Raw genomic sequence first — 22144 nt, forward strand, 5'->3', positions numbered from 1 at the left:
TGCCGCTTCGCACGCCCCGTGGCGGCGGAGTATCATGCGGACGCCGCGCCGGCAGGATCTGCCGCGCGCGGCTGCCGACAGGCACGCATCTACCAGACAACCAGGCACAAACGCGGCGGCTGCCGACCAGGCGGCCAGCCCGGACCACAGGGAGCAGAACAATATGGCGAATGGCGAGGACGCGGGATTCCTGCCGCAATGGCGGCTCAAGACCGAAGGCGTGATCGGGCCGGATGAGCGGCTGCCCGCCGGACAGACGCTGCTGGCCGGCATCCAGCACGTGGTGGCGATGTTCGGCTCGACCGCCATTGCACCGATCCTGATGGGTTTCAACCCGAATATCGCCATCCTGTTTTCCGGCATCGGCACGCTGATCTTCTTCCTGTGCGTGCGCGGGCGGGTGCCGAGCTACCTTGGCTCCAGCTTCGCCTTCATCGCCGTGGTGATCGCTGCCACTGGCTACGCGGGCAGCGGCCCCAACCTCAATATCCCGGTGGCGCTGGGCGGCATCATCGCCGCCGGTGCGCTGTACACGGTGATCGGCCTGATCGTGCAGGCGGTGGGCTACGCCTGGGTCGAAAAGCTGATGCCGCCGGTGGTGACCGGGGCGATCGTCGCGGCGATCGGGCTGAACCTGGCCCCGGTGGCGGTCAAGGCGGTCAGCGGCGCGGCCCTCGATACCTGGGTGGGCCTGCTGACGGTGGTGGCCGTGGGGCTGGTGGCGGTGCGCGCGCCCGGCATGATCGGGCGTCTGCCGGTGCTGATCGGCGGCCTGGCCGGCTACCTCGCCTACTACCTGGGCACCAACGTGATGGGGCTGGGCAAGCCGATCGACTTCTCGGGCGTGGCAGCGGCCAGCTGGTTCGGGCTGCCGGCGTTCACCGCACCGACCTTCGAGTTCAGCGCCATGCTGCTGATCGCGCCGGTGGCGATTGTGCTGGTGGCGGAGAACCTGGGCCATATCAAGGCCATCGGCGTGATGACCGGGCGCAACCTGGACCCGTATATCGGCCGTGCCTTTATCGGCGACGGCATCGCGACCATGCTGTCGGCCAGCGGCGGCGGCACCGGCGTGACCACTTATGCCGAGAACATGGGCGTGATGGCGGTCACCAAGATCTACTCGACGCTGATCTTCGTGGTGGCGGCCGCGGTGGCTATCCTGCTGGGCTTCTCGCCCAAGTTCGGTGCGCTGATCCTGACCATCCCGGGTCCGGTGATCGGCGGGTTGACCATCGTCGTGTTCGGCCTGATCGCAGCGACAGCGGGCCGGATCTGGGTGCAGAACAAGGTGGACTTCTCCAGCTCGCGCAACCTGATCACGGTTGGCGCCACGCTGACGGTGGCAGCCGGCGACCTGACGCTGAAGCTGGGCGGCATGACGCTGGGCGGCATCGGTACTGCCACCTTCGGCTGCATCCTGCTGTACCACCTGCTGGGCGAAGGCAACCACGAAGAAGGCTGAGCCACGGCAGGATGGGCGCAGGCGGGCGGGAGGCAGCGTAAATCCCGCCTGCCGGCGAGGGATAGGTGTCTGGATTACAATGGCCGGCGAATTGGAATCCCCCGTTTGCGACCCTCTTTCGCGACCCCTCGCCCCATGGCCTACAAGACAATTGAAGACACCATCGGCAACACGCCGCTGGTCAGACTGCAGCGCATCCCCGGTGCCGCCAACGACGCGCGCGGCAATGTGATCCTCGGCAAGCTCGAAGGCAACAACCCGGCCGGTTCGGTCAAGGACCGCCCCGCGGTGTCGATGATCGCCCGGGCCGAGGCGCGCGGGCGCATCAAGCCGGGCGACACCCTGATCGAGGCGACTTCCGGCAATACCGGCATCGCGCTGGCCATGGCAGCCGCCATCCGCGGCTACAAGATGGTGCTGATCATGCCCGAGGACCTGAGCCTCGAGCGCCGCCAGAGCATGGCGGCCTACGGTGCCGAGATCATCCTGACCCCGGTCAAGGGCGGCATGGAGTACGCCCGCGACCTGGCGGATTCGATGGAGCGCGACGGCAAGGGCGTGATCCTCGACCAGTTCGCCAACCCGGACAACCCGCAGGCCCACTACGAGGGCACCGGGCCGGAGATCTGGCGCGATACCGACGGCCGCATCACCCACTTCGTTTCTGCGATGGGCACCACCGGCACCATTACCGGCGTGTCGCGCTACCTGAAGGAACAGAACCCGGAGATCCAGGTCATCGGCGCGCAGCCGGCCGACGGCTCGCGCATCCCGGGCATCCGCAAGTGGCCCGAGGCGTATCTGCCCAAGATCTACGATGCCAGCTACATCGACCGCACCGAGCCGGTGAGCCAGGGCGACGCCGAGCACATGGCGCGGCGCATGGCATCCGAAGAGGGCATCTTCTGCGGCATTTCGGCGGCCGGCGCGCTCTGTGTTGCGCTGCGCATTGCCGAGGAAGTGGAGAACGCCACCATCGTCTTCGTGGTGTGCGACCGCGGCGACCGCTACCTGTCGACCGGCGTGTTCCCGGCGTGACCTGAACCGGTGCCAACAAGAAAGGCCTCGCAAATTGCGAGGCCTTTTTGCTTTGGCGGGCAGCTGGCATCAACCCATCGCCGCCTTGACCGCCTCGCCCAGCTGGTACACCGCCAGCGCATAGAAGAAGCTGCGGTTGTAGCGTGTCAGCACGTAGAAGTTGCGCAGGCCGAGCAGGTATTCGGTCGGTTGGTCGGGGGTGGGCAGGTCCACCACCAGCACGCCGGTCTCGCCTTCGCGCACGGGGTCGATCGGCTCGTCCACGCGCAAGCCGGCGCGGGTCAGCTGGTTGAGCGTGCGCGTGGGCCATGGCTCGCCGTCGGCCGCCGCCGTGGCGACACCCAGGCTGCCGGCGTCGCCGGCAATGCGCCACACCACCGGGCGGCCCGGCTCCCAGCCGTGCAGCTGCAGGAAGCGCGCGACACTGCCGATGGCATCGGTAGGGCTGTTGCGCAGGTCGATGCGACCGTTGTTGTCGTAGTCGATGGCGTATTCGCGCAGGCTGGTCGGCATGAACTGCGGGATGCCGATCGCGCCCGCGAAGGAGCCCAGCACCGAGTACACGTCGGTGCGGGTGTCGCGGCACCACAGCAGGTAGTCGGCCAGCTGGTTGCGGAACAGCGTGCTGCGGGCTTCGCGGTTGGGCGTGTCCGGGTAGTCGAAGGCGAGCGTGGACAGCGAGTCGAGCACGCGGAAGGTGCCCATGTCGCGGCCGTAGATGGTTTCCACGCCGATGATGCCGACGATGACCGAGGCCGGTACGCCGAACTCGGCTTCGGCACGGCGCAGCGTGTCGCGGTTGTCCTGCCAGAAGCGCACGCCCGCGTTGATGCGGATCGGCTCGATAAAGCGCGAGCGGTAGGTGCGCCAGCTTTTGCGGCCGGTGGTGGCGGGCGGCATGATCAGCCGCACCACGGTGGCCGAATAGACCGCCTGGCTAAACCACTCCTGCAGCATCCCGCGGTCAAGGCGGTGGCGGGCCACCATCTCGTCGATAAACGCGCGGGTCTGCGGATTGTCGCGGTAGCGGCCGGGTTCGATCTCTTCCTCGCGCATGCTGACGCGGCGCTTGCCCGCGGCGAGCAGGCTGGGGGAGAGGCCGCAGAGTCCGAGTGCGGCAGCGGAAAGCGCGGCGCCCAGCAGGGGGCGTCGCAGTGAGCGCTGGGTGTCGGTCATGATGTCCTTTGCAAGTCGCACCGAGTATAGCGGATGCCACTGCGGCAACTACGGGCAAGCCGTCACGGCATGGCGCGCCAGTGCCGCTGGGTGGCATGGGCTGGCGTGTGCTAACGTAGCGATTGGAGACAACATTGCGACGATAAGAGATGCCGACAGGCTATTACACGCACCCCGAGTTCCAGCGGCACGAGATGGGGCATTTCCATCCTGAGTGCCCGGAACGCCTGCAGGCGATCGAGGATCACCTGATTTCGCACGGCCTGGACGGGCTGCTGGAGCGCCGCGAAGCCCCGCCCGCCACGCGCGAGCAGCTGGAGCGCGTGCACCGTCCCGACTATGTCGATTCGCTCGAACGCGCCAGCCCGGCCAGCGGCTATCACGCGATCGATCCGGATACCTCGATGAACTCGCACACGCTTGCCGCCGCCACGCTGGCCGCGGGCGCGGCGGTGGCGGCCACCGATGCGGTGATCGCGGGCGAGTTCGAGAACGCGTTCTGCTGCGTGCGCCCGCCCGGCCACCACGCCGAGCCTGACCGCGCCATGGGCTTCTGCTTCTACAACAACGTCGCCATTGCCGCGCGCCACGCGCTGCGGGCGCACGGCCTGGAGCGCGTGGCCATCATCGATTTCGACGTGCACCACGGCAACGGCACCGAAGCGGCGTTCCGCGGCGACGAGCAGGTGATGATGTGCAGCATCTTCCAGCACCCGTTCTATCCGTACAGCGGCACCGAGCATCTCGCGCCCAATATGGTCAACATCCCGCTGCCGGCCTATACCAACGGCGTGGCCGTGCGTGAAGTGGTCGAGACCATCTGGCTGCCGCGGCTCAATGAATTCCGCCCGCAGATGCTGTTTATCTCCGCCGGCTTTGATGCGCACCGCGAGGACGACCTGGGCCAGATGGGCCTGGTGGAGCAGGACTACGCCTGGATTACCGGCCAGTTGGTGGACCTTGCGCGCGTCCATGCGCAGGGCCGCATCGTCAGCTGCCTGGAGGGGGGCTACAACCTGAGCGCGCTGGGCCGCAGCGTGCTGGCGCACCTGAAGGTGCTGCTGGAACGATAGGAGAGCATGGCCATGGCCGAGAACGATGCGCGCGTGGACGCGCCGCTGCTGACCGAAGTGCGCGACACCGCGGGCGTGGTGCGACTGACCATGAATCGGCCGCAGGCGTTCAATGCGCTGTCAGAAGGGCTGCTCGACGCGCTGACCGAGGCCCTCGGCCGGCTGGCGTCGGACCACACCGTGCGCGTGGTGGTGCTGGCCGGCGCCGGCAAGGCCTTCTGCGCCGGGCACGACCTGCGCGAGATGCGGGCCTCGCCGTCGCACGACTACTACCGGCGCCTGTTCGACCGCTGCACCCGCATGATGATGGTGATCCAGAAGATGCCGCAGCCGGTGCTTGCGCGCGTGCAGGGCATCGCCACGGCGGCGGGCTGCCAGCTGGTGGCCATGTGCGACCTTGCGGTGGCCGCCGACGATGCGCGCTTTGCGGTATCCGGCGTCAACCTGGGCCTGTTCTGCTCGACGCCCGGGGTGGCGTTGTCGCGCAACCTGCACCGCAAGCAGGCAATGGAGATGCTGCTGACCGGCGACATGATCGACGCCGAAACCGCCCGTGAGCGCGGGCTGGTGAACCGGGTGGTGCCCGCTGGGCAGCTGGACCAAGAGGTGGCGCGCCTGGCCGCCAGCATCTGCGCCAAGCCGGCCGCCGCGGTGGCCGCGGGCAAGGGCCTGTTCTACCGCCAGCTGGAAATGGGCATCGAGGCCGCCTACCAGCTCGCCGGCCAGACCATGGCCTGCAACATGATGGACGAGTCGGCGCTGGAGGGGGTGCAGGCCTTCATTGACAAGCGTTCGCCGTCCTGGCGTGGCTCATAGTCGACTTTCTCGCTTCTTATATGCCGGGAACGTATAAAGACATCGGCAAAAAGTCGTTTATGGTATGAAGCGAATCGCATAAAATACGCGCTTCAGAAAAATAACGAGCGGCAACAGCGCTGGAGATCCCTCGCCTGTTGCCGTTTTCTTTTGGTCACCTTTCCATGATCGAACTGCAAGGACTGTCGCAGCGCTTCCCGGGCGCGTCTGGCGACGTGCATGCATTGCGGGACGTCAGCCTGTCGATAGCGGCGGGCGAAGTCTTCGGCATTATCGGCCGCAGCGGCGCCGGCAAGAGCACCCTGGTACGCGCCATCAATCTGCTGAACCGGCCCTCGAGCGGCCGCGTGATTGTCGCGGGCCAGGAACTGACAGCGCTGGACACGGGCGCGCTGCGCCTGGCACGCCGCGAGATCGGCATGATCTTCCAGCACTTCAACCTGCTGTCGTCGCGCACGGTGTATGAGAACGTGGCGCTGCCGCTGGAACTGGCCGGCAAGCCCAAGGCCGAGATCGCCGCGACGGTGCTGCCGCTGCTGGACCTGGTGGGCCTGTCGGAGCTGAAGGACCGCTATCCGGCGCAGATCAGCGGCGGGCAGAAGCAGCGCGTGGGCATTGCACGCGCTCTTGCCAGCAAGCCCAAGGTGCTGCTGTCGGACGAGGCCACTTCCGCGCTGGACCCGGAAACCACCCGCTCCATCCTGGAACTGCTCAAGCAGATCAACCGCGACCTGGGCCTGACCATCGTGATGATCACGCACCAGATGGAAGTCATCAAGCAGGTCTGCGACCGCGTGGCCGTGCTTGAAGCCGGCCAGGTGGTGGAGACCGGGCGCGTGATCGACGTATTCCTGCGCCCGCAGCACGACGTCACGCGCGCCATGATCGGCGACGTCATCTCGCAGGAGCTGCCGGCCAGCGTGCTCAAGCGCGTGGAGAGCCGGCTGGGCAACGGGCGCGACCACGTCTACCGCCTGGCCTTCACCGGCGAGGGCGTGGACCAGCCGGTGCTGGCCCAGGCAATCCGCCGCTACGGGCTGGACTTCAATATCTTGCACGGCCATATCGACGAGATCCAGGGCCAGGCCTTCGGCTCGCTGGCGATCATGGCCACGGGCGAACTGGCCGACGTGAAGGCGGCGATGGAATACCTGCAGGCGCAAGGCGTCGTGGTGGAGGAGTTCGAGCATGTGGTCTGAAATGTTTGACCTGTTCCTGACCTCGTTCAACGAGACCCTGGTGATGGTGGCGATCTCGGGCGTGGTCGGCTCGCTGCTGGGCGTGCCGCTGGGCGTGCTGCTGCACCTGACCAACCGCGGCGGCGTGCTGTCGCACCCGTTGTTCAACCGCAGCATCGGCGTGGTGGTCAACGCGGCGCGCTCGATCCCGTTCATCATCCTGCTGGTGGTGGTGATCCCGTTCACGCGCTTTATCGTCGGCTCGTCGATCGGCACCACCGCGGCAATCGTGCCGCTGACCATCGCGGCGATCCCGTTTATCGCGCGCCTGGTGGAAAGCGCGCTGCGCGAGGTCGACAAGGGCCTGGTCGAGGCCGCCCAGTCGATGGGCGCCACCACCCGCCAGATCGTGTGGAAGGTGCTGCTGCCCGAGGCAATGCCCGGCATCGTCGCCGGCCTGACCATCACCTTTGTCAGCCTGGTCGGCTATTCGGCCATGGCGGGCGCGATCGGCGGCGGCGGCCTGGGCGACCTGGGCATCCGCTACGGCTACCAGCGCTATATCACCGAGGTCATGGTGGCGGTGGTGGTGATCCTGATCGTGTTCGTGCAGGCCGTGCAGAGCTTCGGCGACTGGCTTGTCCGCCGTATCAGCCACCGCTAATCCGTCAACGCCAAGCCAATTATTTTCTGAAACAGGAACGCATATCATGCAACGTCGCAACCTGCTGCAATGGATTCTCGGCGCCGCGATCGGCGCAACGCTGGCCACCGGCGCCGTCGCCCAGGAAAAGCCGATCAAGATCGGCGTGACCGGCGGCCCGCACGCCCAGATCATGGAACAGGTGAAGAAGGTCGCCGCCAAGGACGGCTTGAACATCCAGGTGGTCGAGTTCAGCGACTACATCCAGCCCAACGCCGCGCTGGCTGCCGGCGACCTGGACGCCAACAGCTACCAGCACCTGCCGTACCTGGAAGCCCAGATCAAGGACCGCGGCTACAAGTTCACGCATATCGCCTATACGGTGACGTTCCCGATGGGCGTGTACTCCAAGAAGATCAAGTCGCTCGACCAGCTCAAGCAGGGTGCGCGCGTGGGCGTGCCCAACGATCCCACCAACGGCGGGCGCGGCCTGTTGCTGCTGCAGAGCAAGGGCGTGATCAAGCTCAAGCCCAACGCCGGCCTGAAGGCCACGCCGCTGGACATCGTCGAGAACCCGAAGAAGATCCGCATCGTCGAGCTGGACGCCGCGCAGCTGCCGCGCTCGCTGGATGACCTGGATGCCGCCGCCATCAACGGCAACTACGCGGAATCGGCCGGCCTGTCGCCCGTCAAGGACGCCATCGCCATCGAAGGCCCGAAGGGTCCGTACGCCAACCTGATCGCGATCCGCGAGGCCGACAAGAACAAGCCCTGGGTGGCCAAGCTGGTGAAGGCCTATCACTCGCCGGAAATTAAGCAATACGTCACATCGACCTTCAAGGACTCGGTCATTACCGCCTGGTAAGCCCGACGTCACTTTGAGGTTTTCATCCAATCAGACGATGCCCGCAAGCCCCGGTTTGCGGCACAATCGCTGGACGGCTGGGATCTGCCGGGCTATGCCCGGCATCATTTTGCCGATAAAATAGTACGATCGTTCGAAAAACAGGAGAGCCGCCAACCCGGTGGTTATAATGACGAGCGAACAAAATTTCTGACTATCAGCTATCAGTGGAGTGAGCGCATGAAAGTACTCGTCGCAGTCAAGCGGGTGGTGGATTACAACGTCAAGGTCCGCGTCAAGGCGGACGGCAGTGGCGTCGATCTGGCCAATGTGAAGATGAGCATGAACCCCTTCGACGAAATCGCCGTGGAAGAGGCCGTGCGCCTGAAGGAAGCGGGCGTTGCCACCGAAGTGATCGCCGTCTCGTGCGGTGTCACGCAGTGCCAGGAAACCCTGCGCACCGCGATGGCCATCGGTGCCGACCGCGGCATCCTGGTGGAATCGAACGAAGACCTGCAACCGCTGGCCGTGGCCAAGCTGCTGAAGGCGCTGATCGACAAGGAACAGCCGCAACTGGTGATCCTGGGCAAGCAGGCCATCGACGACGACTCCAACCAGACCGGCCAGATGGTGGCCGCGCTGGCTGGCCTGCCGCAAGCCACGTTCGCCTCCAAGGTGGTGGTTGCCGACGGCAAGGCCTCGGTGACGCGTGAAGTCGATGGCGGCCTGGAAACGCTGTCGCTCAAGCTGCCGGCCGTGGTCACGACCGACCTGCGCCTGAACGAGCCGCGCTACGTCACGCTGCCCAACATCATGAAGGCCAAGAAGAAGCAGCTCGATATCGTCAAGCCGGAAGACCTCGGTGTCGACGTCAAGCCGCGCCTGTCGACCCTGAAGGTGGTCGAGCCTGCCAAGCGCAGCGCGGGTGTGATGGTGCCGGACGTCGCGACGCTGGTGCAGAAGCTGAAGAACGAAGCCAAGGTTATCTGAGCGCGGGGGAGAAATAACATGACTGCACTCGTCATTGCTGAACACGACAATCAATCCATCAAGGCCGCCACGCTGAACACCGTGACCGCCGCTGCCCAGTGCGGCGGCGACGTGCACGTGCTGGTGGCTGGTTCCAACGCCAAGGCCGCGGCTGACGCCGCCGCCAAGATCGCCGGCGTGACCAAGGTCCTGCTGGCCGACGCACCGTACTTCGGTGACGGCCTGGCCGAGAACGTGGCCGAGCAGGCGCTGGCCATCGCCAACGACTACTCGCACATCCTGGCTCCGGCCACCCCGTACGGCAAGAACATCCTGCCGCGCGTGGCTGCCAAGCTGGACGTGGCCCAGATCTCGGAAATCTCCAAGGTCGACGCCCCGGACACGTTCGAGCGCCCGATCTACGCGGGCAACGCCATTGCCACGGTCAAGTCGGAAGACAAGATCAAGGTCATCACCGTGCGCGGCACCGCCTTTGACGCCGCTGCCGCCGAAGGTGGCTCGGCCGCCGTTGAAACCCTGCCGGCCGTGGCCGACGCAGGCGTTTCGCAGTTTGTTTCGCGCGAAGTGGCCAAGAGCGACCGTCCGGAACTGACCGCCGCCAAGATCATCGTCTCGGGTGGCCGTGGCGTAGGTTCGGGTGAGAACTACACCAAGGTGCTGACGCCGCTGGCCGACAAGCTGGGCGCCGCGCTGGGTGCCTCGCGCGCTGCCGTGGACGCCGGCTTCGTGCCGAACGACTACCAGGTCGGCCAGACCGGCAAGATCGTCGCGCCGCAGCTGTACATCGCCGTCGGTATCTCCGGCGCGATCCAGCACCTGGCCGGCATGAAGGACTCCAAGGTGATCGTCGCGATCAACAAGGATGCCGAAGCGCCGATCTTCTCCGTGGCTGACTACGGCCTGGTGGGCGACCTGAACACCGTGGTGCCGGAGCTGGTGGCAGCACTGGGCTGATGCCTCGCCGGCCGCCCGGCGGCCGGCACGGGTAGCCGCAGGTAGCAAGTAACGAGCCGTTCCGGGGGTGACCCGCGAACGGCTTTTTCATACATGTTGGGAGACATCGATGACTTACCGTGCGCCGATCAAGGACATGCTGTTCGTCATGAACGAGCTGGCCGGGCTTGAGGCCGTCAGCAAACTGCCGGGCTTCGAAGAAGCCACGCCGGAAACGGCCGAGGCCGTGCTGGACGAGGCCGCCAAGTTCAACGAGCAGGTGGTCGCGCCGCTGAACCGCGCCGGCGACCTGGACCCGAGCAGCTGGAAGGACGGCGTGGTCTCCACCACACCCGGCTTCAAGGACGCGTTCCGCCAGTTCGGCGAGGGCGGCTGGCAGGGCGTGCTGCATCCGCAGGAGTTTGGCGGCCAGGGCCTGCCCAAGCTGATCGCCACCGCCTGCAACGAGATGCTGAACAGCGCGAACCTGTCGTTCGCGCTGTGCCCGCTGCTGACCGATGGGGCCATCGAGGCGCTGCTGACGGCCGGCACGGATGAGCAGAAGGCGACCTTCCTGCCGAAGCTGATCTCGGGCGAGTGGACCGGCACCATGAACCTGACCGAGCCGCAGGCCGGCTCGGACCTGGCCGCGGTGCGCACCCGTGCCGAGCCGCAGGGCGACGGCACCTACAAGGTGTTCGGCACCAAGATCTTCATCACCTACGGCGAGCACGACATGGCGAAGAACATCGTCCATCTCGTGCTGGCCCGCACGCCCACCGCGCCCGAGGGCGTCAAGGGCATCTCGCTGTTCATCGTGCCGAAGTTCATGGTCAACGCCGACGGCAGCACCGGTGAGCGCAACGACGTGCATTGCGTATCGATCGAGCACAAGCTGGGCATCAAGGCCAGCCCCACGGCCGTGCTGCAGTTCGGCGACCATGGCGGCGCCATCGGCACGCTGGTCGGCGAAGAGAACCGCGGCCTTGAGTACATGTTCATCATGATGAACTCGGCACGCTTCTCGGTCGGCATGCAGGGCATCGCCGTGTCCGAACGCGCCTACCAGCAGGCGGTGGCCTTTGCGCGCGAACGCGTGCAGAGCCGCCCGGTCGATGGTTCGGCGCGCGAGGCGGTGACCATCATCCACCACCCGGACGTCAAGCGCATGCTGATGACCATGCGCGCGCTGACCGAAGGCGCACGCGCCGTGGCCTACGTGGCCGCGGCCGCCAGCGACGCGGCGCACCAGCATCTCGACGAGGCCGTGCGCAGGCAGAACCAGGCCTTCTACGAGTTCCTGGTGCCGGTGGTGAAGGGGTGGAGCACCGAGCTGTCGATCGATGTCACCAGCCTGGGCGTGCAGGTGCACGGCGGCATGGGCTTTATCGAGGAAACCGGCGCGGCGCAGCACTACCGCGATGCGCGCATCCTGCCGATCTACGAAGGCACCACGGCAATCCAGGCCAACGACCTGATCGGCCGCAAGACCGTGCGCGACGGCGGCGCCGTGGCACGCGCGATCTGCGCGCAGATCGCCGAGACCGAGGCTGCGCTGGGCAAGCATGGCTGCACTGCGTTCACCGCGATGCAGGCGCAACTGGCCAAGGGCCGCGCGGCGCTGGAAGATGTAGTGGCGTTTGTCGTGGCCAATGCCAAGTCCGACCCGAACGCCGTCTTTGCCGGCAGCGTGCCTTACCTGAAGCTGTGCGGCATCGTGTTCTCCGGCTGGCAGTTCGGCCGCGCGATGCTGGCTGCCGATGCCAGGCGCGCCGAGGATCCTGCCTTCCACGATGCCAAGATCGCGACCGCGCATTTCTTCGCCGAGCACATCCTGTCGCAGGCGTCGGCATTGCGTGATGCCGTCGTCAGCGGCGGGGCGCCGGTCAATGCGCTGACCGCCGAGCAGTTCTGACCGGCAAGCGCTGCGCGCAGATGTGAAAAGGGCGACCCCGAAGGGTCGCCCTTTTTGCTGGTCGGGACGGTACCTGGATCAGGCGGCAGCCGGGCGCGGCGCCAGGTGCTGGCGCGCGGGCTTCAGGTAGCGGCCCACCGACAGGTCGTCGGCGCGGATCGCGGGCGACTTGCCCGAGACCAGGTCCGACAGCAGCTTGCCCGAGCCGCAGGCCATGGTCCAGCCCAGCGTGCCGTGGCCGGTGTTCAGCCACAGGCCGCGCACCTGGGTCGGGCCGACGATGGGCGTGCCGTCTGGGGTCATCGGGCGCAGGCCGGTCCAGAAGGTGGCGCGGCTGACATCACCGGCGCCCGGGAACAGGTCGGTCACCACGTGTTCGAGCGTGCGGCGCTTGGCCGGATCGAGGCTGCGGTCATAGCCGACGATCTGGGCCATGCCGCCCACGCGGATGCGGTCTTCGAAGCGGGTGATGGCGACCTTGTAGGTTTCGTCCAGCACGGTGGACACCGGGCTGCGCGACGGATCGTTCAGCGGCACCGTGATCGAGAAGCCCTTGAGCGGGTACACCGGCAGTTTGGACATGCCCGACAGGAACGGCTTGACCAGCTGCGTCGACCAGCTGCCCAGCGCCACCACCACCAGGTCGGCGGCCATCGGCTCGCCGTTGACCACGGCGCCGGTGACGGCATCGCCCTGGGTCATCAGGCTGTCGATCGAGCGGTTGTACAGGAATTTCACGCCCAGCATCTCGGCCATGCCTGCGAGCCGTTGCGTAAACAGCGCGCAGTCGCCGGTTTCATCGTTGGGGAGGCGCAGGCCGCCGGCCAGCTTGTGGCGGACGGCGGCCAGCGCCGGTTCGCTCGCGGCGAGTTCCTCGCGCGAAAGCAACTGGTAGGGCACCCCGGCTTCTTCCAGCACGGCGATGTCCTTGGCCGCGCCTTGCAGCTGCTCTTCGGTGCGGAACACCTGCAGCGTGCCTTGCTGGCGGCCTTCGTAAGCGATGCCGGTTTCCGCGCGCAGCGCGCGGATGCAGTCGCGGCTGTACTCGGCCAGCCGCACCATGCGTTCCTTGTTGACGGCGTAGCGCCCGGCGCTGCAGTTCAGCAGCATCTGCCACATCCATTGCAGCTGGAACAGGGTGCCGTCCGGACGGATGCTGAGCGGCGCGTGTTCCTGGAACATCCACTTGATCGCCTTGAGCGGCACGCCGGGCGCGGCCCATGGCGACGCATAGCCGGGCGAGATCTGCCCCGCGTTGGCAAAGCTGGTGCCGAGCGCGGGACCTGCCTCGCGGTCGACGACGGTCACTTCGTGACCGGCCTTGGCCAGGTACCACGCGCTGGTGACGCCAATAACACCACTGCCGAGTACGAGAACGCGCATGTCCGGAAGCTCCAACTGCAATGACAAGTTGATAGAGGATTTATCTCTATACTATTGAATCCAATCCAGTCATTGTTATCGAATTTCTCCGGAAAACAGGAAAAACTCATGAGAACGAGTCGCCAGCCCATGCGCACCCTCGACCGGCTCGACCGCAAGATCCTGATGGCGCTGCAAAGCGACGGCAGGATGTCGATGAAGGACCTCGCCGAAGCGGTCGGGCTGACCATCACGCCCTGCATCGAGCGCGTTAAGCGCCTGGAGCGCGATGGTGTCATCATGGGCTACTACGCACGGCTGAACCCGGCACTGCTGGGCAGCGCGCTACTGGTGTTCGTCGAGATCTCGCTGGGCAACAAGTCGGGCAATATGTTCGAGCAGTTCCGGCGCGAGGTGCTGCGCATCCCGGAAGTGCTGGAATGCCACCTGGTCTCGGGCGATTTCGACTACCTGATCAAGGCGCGCATCCGCGAGATCGGCGAATACCGCCGGCTGCTGGGCGATATCCTGCTGCAGCTGCCCGGCGCAGCGCAGTCGAAGAGCTATGTGGTGATGGAAGAGATCAAGGAGACACTGGCGATTTCCGTCGAGGAGAAGAGCCAGGCAGTGTGACCAAGGCCAGCATGGAGCGCCCTCCGCAAAAACCCAAGCCCGCCAGCGGCCGCCCGACGCGGCCCGATGCCGACCCGGATGCACTCGCGCCGCAGGCAGGCCCGCGGCCGCCCGTGGCGCGCAAGGGCCGGGGCGCCGTGAGCAACCTGCAGGGACGTTTCGAGCGCGACCTGCGCGAAGCGTTCGACGATGGCTGGGGCAGTGCACCGGAAGAGGCACCGCATACCATCGAGGCCGCCCCGTCGCCGGAAGCCGCCCCGCTGCCGCCGCTGCGCACGGAAGTCCATATCGAGCGCGCCCGTTCTGTCCTGACGCGCAATGCATCGCCCGACATCCCGTTCGATGTCTCGCTCAACCCCTACCGCGGTTGCGAGCACGGCTGCATCTACTGCTTCGCCCGGCCGACGCACGCCTACCTGGACCTGTCGCCGGGGCTGGACTTTGAAACGCAGCTTTATGCCAAAACCAATGCCGCCGAGCGGCTGCGCGAGGCGCTGGCACGGCCGTCGTACCGCTGCGAGACCATCGCGCTGGGCGTCAACACCGACGCCTACCAGCCGATCGAGCGCGAACAGCGCATCACGCGCGGCCTGCTTGAGGTTCTGAGCGAGTGTGACCACCGGCGATTGTCAACGTAGTTGTCACGTCACCTCACGCAACCTGCTTTAGTTCTGCTGGCTCAATCCGTTCCGGATTGAGCCAGACTTCGTCTGCCAAACTCCAGTTCCGTGTCGGCCCGGACCAACGCTTGGGCGTTCTGGCCTTAGCCTCAGCATAGACTGCTTCACGGTGCGCCAGCACCGCCGCGGCTACGCCACCGTGGCGCTGCGCCGGTGTCACGAATTTCAGCCCACTATGCTTGTGCACGTGGTTGTACCAACGCACAAATCGCTGCGTCCATGCACGCGCCTCGTCCACGCTGCCGAATGCTTGGCGCGGGTAGTCCGGCCGATACTTGCAGGTCCGGAACAGCGACTCGGCGTAGGGGTTGTCATTGCTCACGCGCGGCCGGCTGAACGAAGCGACCACCCCCAGGTTTTCCAGGGTGGCGAGCATCGTCGCGCCCTTCATTGGACTGCCGTTATCCGAGTGCAGAACCAGAGGACGTCCAGCCAGACCTTCGGCCAAACTGGCTCGCCGCATGAGCAACGCCGCCAACTCCGCCGACTCCGCCCGATGCACTTCATGACCGACGATCTTGCGGCTGAACACGTCCAGCATCATGTACCAGTAGTAATACTGGCCCTTGATTGCTGCCGGCATCCAGGTAATGTCCCAGCTCCACACCTGATTGGGTCCGGTGGCGCAATGGCTGGTCACCACCCGCGCCGAGGGCTTGCGCGCACGACCGCGGTGATGCTGCTGCGACGCGCTACGCAAGACACGATAGAAGCTCGACTCCGAGGCCACGTACTGGCCGCGGTCCGCCAGCGTCGGTACGATCTGGCTGGGCGGCAAACTGGCAAACTCCACGCTGTTGGCCACCGCAAGAATCTGCTGGCGTTCCGCCTTGCTTAGCTTGTTGGCTGGCGCTGGCCGCACAGTGGTGGTGCGAGCATCTGCGACCACCTCGTCGCCTTCTCGAACCCAGCGCTGGAAGGTGCGCAAGCTCAGACCCAACTCGTCGCAAGCCTGTGCCAGTCGGCAGCCAGAGCGTTCTGCCTCACGAATCAACGATATACACAATCGGCGATCTGGGACGTTGATCAGTCGTCCTCTTTTTCTCCCCAAATCGCCTGGGCTTTTTTTCTCAGGATGAGCAATGCGGCCGCCTCCGCCAGCGCCTTCTCCTTTCGCTGTAATTCCTTCTCAAGCTGCTGGATGCGCTTCTTGTCACCCTTGGACTGAAGTCGTTGTTCTCGCGCCTGTTCACCGGCGTTGGCATTGGCCGAGCGACAGGCCTCCCGCCAGGCAGCGATCTGCTCCGCGTAAAGACCCTTGCGGCGGCAATACTCCGCCAATTCCGCTTCATTGAGCGGCGCGGTTTCCAGTACCACCGCAAACTTGTCCTCCGAGGACCACGCCTCGGGGTTCTTTCCATCTCCCGGCACCGGGACTCCTTGCGCTTTCATCTGTCGACGCCAAGCATACAACGTCTGCTCCGCAACTCCCGTCTCCCTTGCCAACGCCGACACCAACGCGTTCTCGGGGGGCATCATGCGACGCAACAGCGCTTCCTTTCTCTCTGCTGAATAGGCTCTCATTCACTCTGACTCTACCGCCCCCAGACTGGGTCAATCGAAATCAGGTGACACGACAACAATTCTGACGCCGGGGGCCACCCGGTGGCGCTGATTACCAAGTCGTCGCTGATCGAGCGCGATATCGACCTGCTCGCGCCGATGGCGGCGAAGCGGCTGGCGGTGGCGGCGGTCACCATCACCACGCTGGATGCCGGCATCGCGCGCACGCTGGAGCCGCGCGCGGCCACGCCGTCACGCCGGCTGCGCACCATCCGCACGCTGACCGACGCCGGCATCCCGGTGGGTGTGAGCATCGCCCCGGTGATCCCGTTCATCACGGAACCCGACCTGGAGCGTGTATTGGAAGCGGCGCACGAAGCGGGCGCCGTCTATGCAAACTACATCGTGCTGCGGCTGCCCTGGGAAGTGCGGCCGCTGTTCGAGGAATGGCTGCTGGCGCATTTTCCCGACCGCGCGGAACGGGTGATGAACCGCGTGCGCGACATGCGCGAGGGCAAAGCCTACGATGCCAGCTTTGCCTCGCGCATGCGCGGTACGGGCGTGTGGGCGGACTTGCTGCGCCAGCGTTTCTACAAGGCCGCCGAACGGCTAGGGTTTCGTTACAACCGGTTCGAGCTGGATACGTCGCGTTTCCGCCCGCCAGTCAGGGGGCCCCGCGGCAAGGACGATCCGCAGGGTTCGCTGTTCTGAGTCTTCTGAGCGCGCTCGGTGGCCAGCTGGTCGCCGATCATGCTGCTGGCGAGTTCCAGCGCGGCCTTCGCGCTCGATGGCGGCAGTCCCGAGGACAGCGCCAGCCTGACAGCGATCGCCGCCAGGCGTCCTTCCTCATAGGTTGGCATGTCGATGCTTGCTCCTTTGCGCCAGGGTGTGGCCCCGCCGCGCGTGACACCGCCGGGATCGGACGGCTCTACCAGTATGGGCGAATTGGCGGAAAGGAGAGCCGCCGTTTGCGCCGGCCTTGATCGTGCGCAAGCGCGCAGTGCGCTCTAGGTATCGGGCCGGTCCCAATAGGGCGGGTTGCCGAAGCGCTCGGCGAAGAAGTCCACGAAGGCGCGTGTCTTGGGCGGTACCAGGTGCCGGCTGGGAAACACTGCCCAGATCGACACTGCCGGCACCACTGGGTATTCGTCCAGCACTGTCTCCAGCGCGCCGCTGCGCAACAGCGGGCCCACATCCCAAGTCGACTTGAGCGAGATGCCGACGCCGGCCACCACCGCGTCGCGCAGCACTTCGCCGTTATCCACGCGCAGGTTGCCGCGGACGTTCACCACGGTCTCGCCCAGCGGCGTATTGAAGCGCCACGCCGACTGGTCGGCCAGCACCAGGCAGTTGTGCTGGCGCAGGTCGTCCGGGTGGCGCGGCACGCCATGGCGGTGCAGGTAGGCGGGTGAGGCGCAGATCACGCGGTGGCTGGGTGCGAGCGCGCGTGCCACCAGCGTGGAATCGGGCAGCACGCCCATGCGCAGCGCCACGTCGATGCTGGCATCGACCAGTCCGATCACCTGGTCGGTCAGGCGCAAGTCAAGCGTGATGTCGGGATAAGCGGCAAGGAATTCCGGCAGCGCCGGCGAGACATGCTGGCGCCCGAAGGACGCCGGCGCGGTCACGCGCAACTGCCCGCGCGGGTGCTCGGCGCTGGTGCCGACCGATTCGCTGGCCAGATCCGCGGTGGCAAGCAACTGCTCCGCATGCGGCAGGAAGCGTTCGCCGTCGGCGGTGAGTGCCAGCCGGCGTGTGGTGCGATGCAACAGGCGGCTGCCCAGGGACTGTTCCAGCCGGCCCAGGCGGGCGCTGGCGGTAGAGGTGGACAAGCCCAGGTCGCGCGCGGCGGCCGACAGGTTGCCCAGCGCCGCGGCGCGGACGAAGACGGCAATGTCGAGCAGGTCGAAATGCACGGCGCCAATGCCGCCGCGGCCGTTATTGCGACAACGCGCGGGCGGCCTCGACCTGCGATTCGAAGAAGGTCTGGAAGCTGATCGCCAGCCCGGCCATCAGCAGGCCGGTGCCGATCAGCAGCGACAGGATCACCAGAATCACCACCGGCCAGCCGGAGCGCGTAGGTTTGCCGAGCTGGTTGAAGCGTGCATCCCATTTGTCGTCCGGGCGCAGCCCATAGACGATGGCCGCCAAGAAGGCGCTGATGACGGAGGCTCCGCCGGCGACGGCGAAGGTCCAGTTCAGGACCGGGGTGCCCGCGCCGGCCGCCATCGAGGCCACGCCGATCGCGCCCGCCAGCAGCGCCAGCAGGTGCGTCCAGCCATACGGGTCGCGCAGGCCGCCCAGGTAGAAGCGATGCGCGCCCAGGCTGCCGAACAGGAACGCCAGCGCCACGGTCAGCAGCTTCGATTTGCCGCGCGCGGGCGGCGAGGCGAGCGTGGAGGCATGGCGGGCTGGCGTGGCTGCTGGCATGGTCGGATATCCGGCGGTTGCGGGCCGGCAATGCACCGGCACAGGAACGGCGGCACACGGGTACCGGCCGGCCCACATTGTACGCCGGCAGTCAGCGCAAGAAAGGGAAGTGCGTCAGAAGACGCGCAGGACGGCGCTAATGCCAGCCTGACTGCAGGCCGTCCAGGAAGGCCACCGCGTGCTCGCTGATATGGGTTTCGCCGTAGAGGACCAGGGTCAGGATGCCCATGAACAGGATTGACAGCGATAACTGGCCGGCGTGTTCGGCCAGGTCGCTAAGAAGGGATGACATGATAAACCTCACAGAATTATTGTTATTGTCTTTCTGGAGGCTGCGCCCGGGCCGTCTTGATCGGGTCCGGCAGGAGGTGTCGGGCAGAGGCAGGTCAGTTCGATTGCCGTCTGCACTGGACGGCACGCTGTGAGCCCCGGACAGCGCCGGGCGGCAGCCTGTGCGTGGCACCCGGAAAGCGGGGCACACACTTAAATAGAGACAGGGGGAGCGGGGGAGGAGTTCCGTGAACAGCCGAAAGACCGTTGGGCCGTGCGGCAATGGGCGGGGTTGCGCCGACAGCCGTCAGCAGCGACCTTTATCGGCCATTGTCGCGGCCGCGTGCCTGCCAGCCGGGGCCGACGTTGCCTGGCCGGGAGTCGTTGCGGGCTTCATTGGGGTTGTCGCGTTCCTGGCCCCGGCCGCGGTTATCGTCGCGGGCACCAGCCAGCGCGGCGCGGCGCCCGCTCAGGCGGTCGTCGGCACGGGCGCGTGCTTCCATGCGGTCGATCTGGGCTTGCACGTGCTCGCGGCTCTCGGCGCGCACGCTGGCCATCTGCCAGCCGTCGCGGGGCTGCGGCTGCATCCGAGCGGAGCGGCCATCGGGCCGTACTTGTTGCCAGAACGCGACCTGGGCATGGCTGGCGGCAACCGCGCCGACCAGGCCCGAGGCCACCAGGATGCCAGCCACCAGGTCGCGCAGGAGAGAGCGGGTGAGCATGCGGATTCCCAGGTTCCTGACGCGCTGTGTTGCTGTTGGAAGATGGGTTCATGGTACGCATGGGCCATCGGGGCGCCTATGCCAATCCCGTTACCGGTGTAACGGATTGTTTCGGCCACCCGGGCCCCCTTTCCGTGGGGTTTTCAGCGGGGTTCAGGGCCGGTAGCGGATGCGGTAAATGGCCCCGGCAAGGTCGTCGCTGACCAGCAGCGAACCGTCCGGTGCAACCAGGACGTCGACCGGGCGGCCCCACGGCCTGCCACCGCGCAGCCAGCCCTGCGCGAACACCTCCTGGTGCACCGCCTTGCCGGCATCGTCGAGCACCACCCGGACCACGCGGTAGCCGGACGGCTCGCTGCGGTCCCAGCTGCCGTGCTCGGCAATGAAGACGTTGTTGCGGTAGGGCGCCGGGAATTGCGTGCCGGTATAGAAGCGCATGCCCAGGGCCGCCACGTGCGCACCCAGCAGGGCCACCGGCGGCACGAACTCGGCGCAGGAGCGCTGGCTGCCATATTCGGGATCGGCAACCTTGCCGGCATGGCAGTACGGGTAGCCGAAATGCTGGCCGGCAGCGGTGGCGCGGTTGAGTTCGTCGTCGGGCAGATCGTCGCCCATGCGGTCGCGGCCGTTGTCGGTGAACCACAGTTCGCGCGTGGCCGGGTGCCAGTCGAAGCCGACGGTGTTGCGCACGCCGCGTGCCACCACCTGCAGGTCGCTGCCGTCGGGCTTCATCTTCATGATGTTGGCGTAGCGGTTCTCGTCGGGCGCGCAGATGTTGCATGGCGCGCCGACCGGCACGTAGAGATAGCCGTCGGGACCGAAGGCGATGAATTTCCAGCCATGGTGCCCGTCCGTGGGGAAGCGGTCGCTCACCACCGTTGGTGCCGGCGGCTTGTCGAGGCTGGCCTCGATATGGTCGATCCGCACGATCTTCGACACCGAGGACGCGTACAGGCTGCCGTCGTGCAAGGCCACGCCGGCCGGCATGCGCAGCCCGGTGGCGACCGTGCGCACGCGCGGCCGGGCCCCCAGCGCGTCGGTCACCGCGTAGACCTTGCCTTCGCCGCGCGAGCCGACGAAGAGCGTGCCCGACGGCGACATCGCCATGGCGCGCGCGCCTGGCACGTCCTGCGTCAGCACCTCGATGCGGAAACCAGGCGGCAGCCGGACCTGGTCCAGCGGCAGGGCGGCCGGCGCGGACCCGGTGCCTGCCAGCAGTACAATGGCGAGCAGGGCCGCGGGCTGCACGGTGCGTGCCATGAAGTGCAGAGCCGGGCGCATGTCGGGCCTCCTGTCGCGGTTTTTGCCACGATGCCTGCACGGCAGGCGCGCGTCAATCGCCTAAGTTCACCTAAGTGTTTGTTTGGCCTCGGTAACTGGGCTATACTCTTGCGTTTCGTGTTCGAACGTCCTCGAACACCCCGTTTCGAACACCCCGTTTTCTGAGGAATCATTCCATGGTCGTTATCCGTCTGGCTCGCGGCGGCAGCAAGAAGCGCCCGTTCTTCAACATCGTCGCCACCGACTCGCGCAACCGTCGCGATGGTCGTTTCATTGAGCGCGTTGGTTTCTACAACCCGCTGGCTACGGAAGGTGAAGAAGGCCTGCGCCTGGCGCAAGACCGCCTGGCCTACTGGCAAGGCGTTGGCGCCCAGCTGTCGCCGACCGTTGCCCGCTTGGTCAAGCAAGGCGCCGCCAAGGCTGCTGCCTGATAGTCGCCTGCAGCGCGCCCCGTCGAACCGTTTTTACGGCCGGCGGGGCGTGTTCTTATTGCACACGTGACTGAACGAAAGCAGGGCGCCGCCCGGCCGCTGAACCGACCGCTGGTTCAGCCCCAGGGCGAGCCGCAAAAGGCTTGCAAACTGCCCGCGGCGCTCCTGTATGCCGACCCCCTGCCGGAAGACCTGGTAGAGGTCGGCTATATTGGCGCTGCATACGGCATCCGCGGCTGGATCAAGGTCTTGCCGCATGCCGATGATGCTTCGGCCCTGCTGCATGCCCGCCGCTGGTGGCTGCTGGCACCGCCGCAGGCGGGGCTGGTGGTGGCCGATGCGTCGCGTGCCCAGCCCGTCTGCGTAAAGATCGCGCAGTCGCGCGAGCACAGCGGCACCGTCGTGGCGCAAGCGTCCGGCGTGGCCGACCGCAATCTTGCGGAAGCGCTCAAGGGCCGTCGCGTGTGGATCCGGCGTGCGGATTTTCCCGCGCCGGAAGAAGATGAGTTCTACTGGGTCGACCTGATCGGCTGCACCGTCAGCAACGAGCAAGGCGAGTTGCTGGGCGAGGTGTCCGGGCTGATCGACAACGGTGCCCACCAGATCCTGCAGGTGGCCTGCGTGCTCCCTGACGGCAAAGCCGGTGAACGGCTGATTCCGTTTGTCGATGCGTTCCTGCGCTCGGTGGATACCGCGGGCAGGCGCATCGTGGTGGACTGGGGGCTCGACTACTGAGCCTGTGCCCGCGATGGTGCGGGATT

Annotated in this window: 21 protein-coding genes and 2 pseudogenes; 15 read left to right on the top strand and 8 right to left on the bottom strand. The window is 66.4% G+C overall.

The features are described 5' to 3' along the window. The first annotated feature begins 163 nt into the window (after window positions 1–163). On the top strand, window positions 164–1465 hold the full coding sequence (locus CNE_RS03985) for a solute carrier family 23 protein (RefSeq protein ID WP_013955857.1): 1302 nt from the start codon (window positions 164–166) through the stop codon (window positions 1463–1465). Between the two features lie 135 nt (window positions 1466–1600). Beyond that, window positions 1601–2503 (top strand): cysteine synthase CysM, encoded by a 903-nt coding sequence (cysM, locus tag CNE_RS03990; RefSeq protein ID WP_013955858.1) that lies wholly within the window; start codon window positions 1601–1603, stop codon window positions 2501–2503. A gap of 69 nt (window positions 2504–2572) precedes the next feature. Here the strand turns inward: cysM and mltB are convergent, their stop codons facing one another. Beyond that, window positions 2573–3679 carry a lytic murein transglycosylase B gene (gene mltB, locus CNE_RS03995; RefSeq protein ID WP_013955859.1) on the bottom strand — a complete coding sequence of 369 codons (1107 nt, stop codon included), beginning with the start codon at window positions 3677–3679 and terminating at the stop codon, window positions 2573–2575. A 149-nt stretch (window positions 3680–3828) separates the two neighbouring features. Between mltB and CNE_RS04000 the strand changes: the two genes are divergently transcribed. The 8 genes from CNE_RS04000 to CNE_RS04035 all read left to right on the top strand — a co-directional run bounded on the left by CNE_RS04000 (window position 3829) and on the right by CNE_RS04035 (window position 12071). Continuing rightward, complete coding sequence (locus CNE_RS04000) at window positions 3829–4752, top strand: histone deacetylase family protein (protein ID WP_013955860.1); 924 nt, start codon at window positions 3829–3831, stop codon at window positions 4750–4752. A gap of 12 nt (window positions 4753–4764) precedes the next feature. Further along, window positions 4765–5568 carry an enoyl-CoA hydratase gene (locus CNE_RS04005; protein WP_013955861.1) on the top strand — a complete coding sequence of 268 codons (804 nt, stop codon included), beginning with the start codon at window positions 4765–4767 and terminating at the stop codon, window positions 5566–5568. A gap of 164 nt (window positions 5569–5732) precedes the next feature. After that, window positions 5733–6767 (top strand): methionine ABC transporter ATP-binding protein, encoded by a 1035-nt coding sequence (locus CNE_RS04010; RefSeq protein ID WP_013955862.1) that lies wholly within the window; start codon window positions 5733–5735, stop codon window positions 6765–6767. Next, on the top strand, window positions 6757–7410 hold the full coding sequence (locus CNE_RS04015; RefSeq protein ID WP_013955863.1) for a methionine ABC transporter permease: 654 nt from the start codon (window positions 6757–6759) through the stop codon (window positions 7408–7410). The genes CNE_RS04010 and CNE_RS04015 overlap by 11 nt, the downstream gene beginning before the upstream one ends. Window positions 7411–7456: 46 nt before the next feature. Continuing rightward, the gene (locus CNE_RS04020) at window positions 7457–8254 is read left to right on the top strand and encodes a MetQ/NlpA family ABC transporter substrate-binding protein (protein ID WP_013955864.1); all 798 of its coding nucleotides are present in this window, start codon (window positions 7457–7459) and stop codon (window positions 8252–8254) included. A 219-nt stretch (window positions 8255–8473) separates the two neighbouring features. Next, entirely contained in the window at window positions 8474–9223 is a 750-nt protein-coding gene (locus CNE_RS04025) for an electron transfer flavoprotein subunit beta/FixA family protein (protein WP_013955865.1), read from the top strand. An 18-nt stretch (window positions 9224–9241) separates the two neighbouring features. Continuing rightward, window positions 9242–10177, top strand: coding sequence for an electron transfer flavoprotein subunit alpha/FixB family protein (locus tag CNE_RS04030; protein ID WP_013955866.1), 936 nt, complete (start codon window positions 9242–9244; stop codon window positions 10175–10177). 109 nt (window positions 10178–10286) lie between these two features. Beyond that, window positions 10287–12071, top strand: a complete 1785-nt coding sequence (locus tag CNE_RS04035; protein ID WP_013955867.1) for an acyl-CoA dehydrogenase — start codon at window positions 10287–10289, stop codon at window positions 12069–12071. Between the two features lie 78 nt (window positions 12072–12149). Here CNE_RS04035 and CNE_RS04040 read toward each other — a convergent pair whose 3' ends face one another. Then, complete coding sequence (locus CNE_RS04040) at window positions 12150–13454, bottom strand: D-amino acid dehydrogenase (protein ID WP_013955868.1); 1305 nt, start codon at window positions 13452–13454, stop codon at window positions 12150–12152. Between the two features lie 108 nt (window positions 13455–13562). Between CNE_RS04040 and CNE_RS04045 the strand changes: the two genes are divergently transcribed. Together CNE_RS04045 and CNE_RS04050 are read left to right on the top strand one after the other, a co-directional pair. Beyond that, a complete protein-coding gene (locus CNE_RS04045) occupies window positions 13563–14066 on the top strand; it encodes an Lrp/AsnC ligand binding domain-containing protein (protein ID WP_013955869.1) in 504 nt (167 codons plus the stop codon). An 11-nt stretch (window positions 14067–14077) separates the two neighbouring features. Beyond that, window positions 14078–14686, top strand: a pseudogene (locus tag CNE_RS04050) (radical SAM protein); the annotation flags it as partial. A 31-nt stretch (window positions 14687–14717) separates the two neighbouring features. Here CNE_RS04050 and CNE_RS04055 read toward each other — a convergent pair. Beyond that, a protein-coding gene (locus CNE_RS04055; protein WP_238553039.1) for an IS3 family transposase occupies window positions 14718–16270 on the bottom strand; the annotation gives its coding sequence in 2 pieces (ribosomal slippage) (window positions 14718–15808 and window positions 15808–16270; 1554 coding nt in all). Between the two features lie 75 nt (window positions 16271–16345). On the opposite strand from CNE_RS04055, the pseudogene CNE_RS04065 reads away from it, so the two are divergent. Continuing rightward, window positions 16346–16960 (top strand): annotated as a pseudogene (locus tag CNE_RS04065) (radical SAM protein); the annotation flags it as partial. A gap of 296 nt (window positions 16961–17256) precedes the next feature. Here the strand turns inward: CNE_RS04065 and CNE_RS04070 are convergent. The 5 genes from CNE_RS04070 to CNE_RS04085 form a co-directional block, all read right to left on the bottom strand. Beyond that, window positions 17257–18165: a LysR family transcriptional regulator gene (locus CNE_RS04070; protein ID WP_013955874.1), complete on the bottom strand. Its 909-nt coding sequence runs from the start codon at window positions 18163–18165 to the stop codon at window positions 17257–17259. Window positions 18166–18187: 22 nt separating this feature from the next. Then, window positions 18188–18679, bottom strand: a complete 492-nt coding sequence (locus tag CNE_RS04075) for an NINE protein (RefSeq protein WP_013955875.1) — start codon at window positions 18677–18679, stop codon at window positions 18188–18190. A 136-nt stretch (window positions 18680–18815) separates the two neighbouring features. Then, complete coding sequence (locus CNE_RS41680; protein WP_013955876.1) at window positions 18816–18971, bottom strand: hypothetical protein; 156 nt, start codon at window positions 18969–18971, stop codon at window positions 18816–18818. Window positions 18972–19269: 298 nt separating this feature from the next. Continuing rightward, the gene (locus tag CNE_RS04080; RefSeq protein ID WP_013955877.1) at window positions 19270–19671 is read right to left on the bottom strand and encodes a hypothetical protein; all 402 of its coding nucleotides are present in this window, start codon (window positions 19669–19671) and stop codon (window positions 19270–19272) included. 153 nt (window positions 19672–19824) lie between these two features. Beyond that, window positions 19825–20952: a PQQ-dependent sugar dehydrogenase gene (locus CNE_RS04085; RefSeq protein ID WP_013955879.1), complete on the bottom strand. Its 1128-nt coding sequence runs from the start codon at window positions 20950–20952 to the stop codon at window positions 19825–19827. Between the two features lie 176 nt (window positions 20953–21128). Here CNE_RS04085 and rpsP point away from each other — a divergent pair, with 176 nt between their 5' ends. Together rpsP and rimM are read left to right on the top strand one after the other, a co-directional pair. Next, a complete protein-coding gene (gene rpsP / locus CNE_RS04090; RefSeq protein ID WP_010812927.1) occupies window positions 21129–21383 on the top strand; it encodes a 30S ribosomal protein S16 in 255 nt (84 codons plus the stop codon). A gap of 111 nt (window positions 21384–21494) precedes the next feature. Further along, window positions 21495–22118, top strand: coding sequence for a ribosome maturation factor RimM (rimM, locus tag CNE_RS04095; protein ID WP_049800598.1), 624 nt, complete (start codon window positions 21495–21497; stop codon window positions 22116–22118). The last annotated feature ends 26 nt before the right edge of the window (window positions 22119–22144 follow it).

Source organism: Cupriavidus necator N-1 (assembly GCF_000219215.1).
GTDB lineage: Bacteria > Pseudomonadota > Gammaproteobacteria > Burkholderiales > Burkholderiaceae > Cupriavidus > Cupriavidus necator.

Coding starts and splice junctions, on each gene's coding strand:
- CNE_RS04085 (WP_013955879.1), bottom strand. CDS start 20,952: ATGCGCCCGGCTCTGCACTTCATGGCACGCACCGTGCAGCCCGCGGCC.
- cysM (WP_013955858.1), top strand. CDS start 1,601: ATGGCCTACAAGACAATTGAAGACACCATCGGCAACACGCCGCTGGTC.
- CNE_RS04000 (WP_013955860.1), top strand. CDS start 3,829: ATGCCGACAGGCTATTACACGCACCCCGAGTTCCAGCGGCACGAGATG.
- CNE_RS04025 (WP_013955865.1), top strand. CDS start 8,474: ATGAAAGTACTCGTCGCAGTCAAGCGGGTGGTGGATTACAACGTCAAG.
- mltB (WP_013955859.1), bottom strand. CDS start 3,679: ATGACCGACACCCAGCGCTCACTGCGACGCCCCCTGCTGGGCGCCGCG.
- CNE_RS04005 (WP_013955861.1), top strand. CDS start 4,765: ATGGCCGAGAACGATGCGCGCGTGGACGCGCCGCTGCTGACCGAAGTG.
- CNE_RS04035 (WP_013955867.1), top strand. CDS start 10,287: ATGACTTACCGTGCGCCGATCAAGGACATGCTGTTCGTCATGAACGAG.
- CNE_RS03985 (WP_013955857.1), top strand. CDS start 164: ATGGCGAATGGCGAGGACGCGGGATTCCTGCCGCAATGGCGGCTCAAG.
- CNE_RS04045 (WP_013955869.1), top strand. CDS start 13,563: ATGAGAACGAGTCGCCAGCCCATGCGCACCCTCGACCGGCTCGACCGC.
- CNE_RS04080 (WP_013955877.1), bottom strand. CDS start 19,671: ATGCTCACCCGCTCTCTCCTGCGCGACCTGGTGGCTGGCATCCTGGTG.
- CNE_RS04075 (WP_013955875.1), bottom strand. CDS start 18,679: ATGCCAGCAGCCACGCCAGCCCGCCATGCCTCCACGCTCGCCTCGCCG.
- rpsP (WP_010812927.1), top strand. CDS start 21,129: ATGGTCGTTATCCGTCTGGCTCGCGGCGGCAGCAAGAAGCGCCCGTTC.
- CNE_RS04010 (WP_013955862.1), top strand. CDS start 5,733: ATGATCGAACTGCAAGGACTGTCGCAGCGCTTCCCGGGCGCGTCTGGC.
- CNE_RS04015 (WP_013955863.1), top strand. CDS start 6,757: ATGTGGTCTGAAATGTTTGACCTGTTCCTGACCTCGTTCAACGAGACC.
- CNE_RS04040 (WP_013955868.1), bottom strand. CDS start 13,454: ATGCGCGTTCTCGTACTCGGCAGTGGTGTTATTGGCGTCACCAGCGCG.
- CNE_RS04030 (WP_013955866.1), top strand. CDS start 9,242: ATGACTGCACTCGTCATTGCTGAACACGACAATCAATCCATCAAGGCC.
- CNE_RS41680 (WP_013955876.1), bottom strand. CDS start 18,971: ATGTCATCCCTTCTTAGCGACCTGGCCGAACACGCCGGCCAGTTATCG.
- CNE_RS04020 (WP_013955864.1), top strand. CDS start 7,457: ATGCAACGTCGCAACCTGCTGCAATGGATTCTCGGCGCCGCGATCGGC.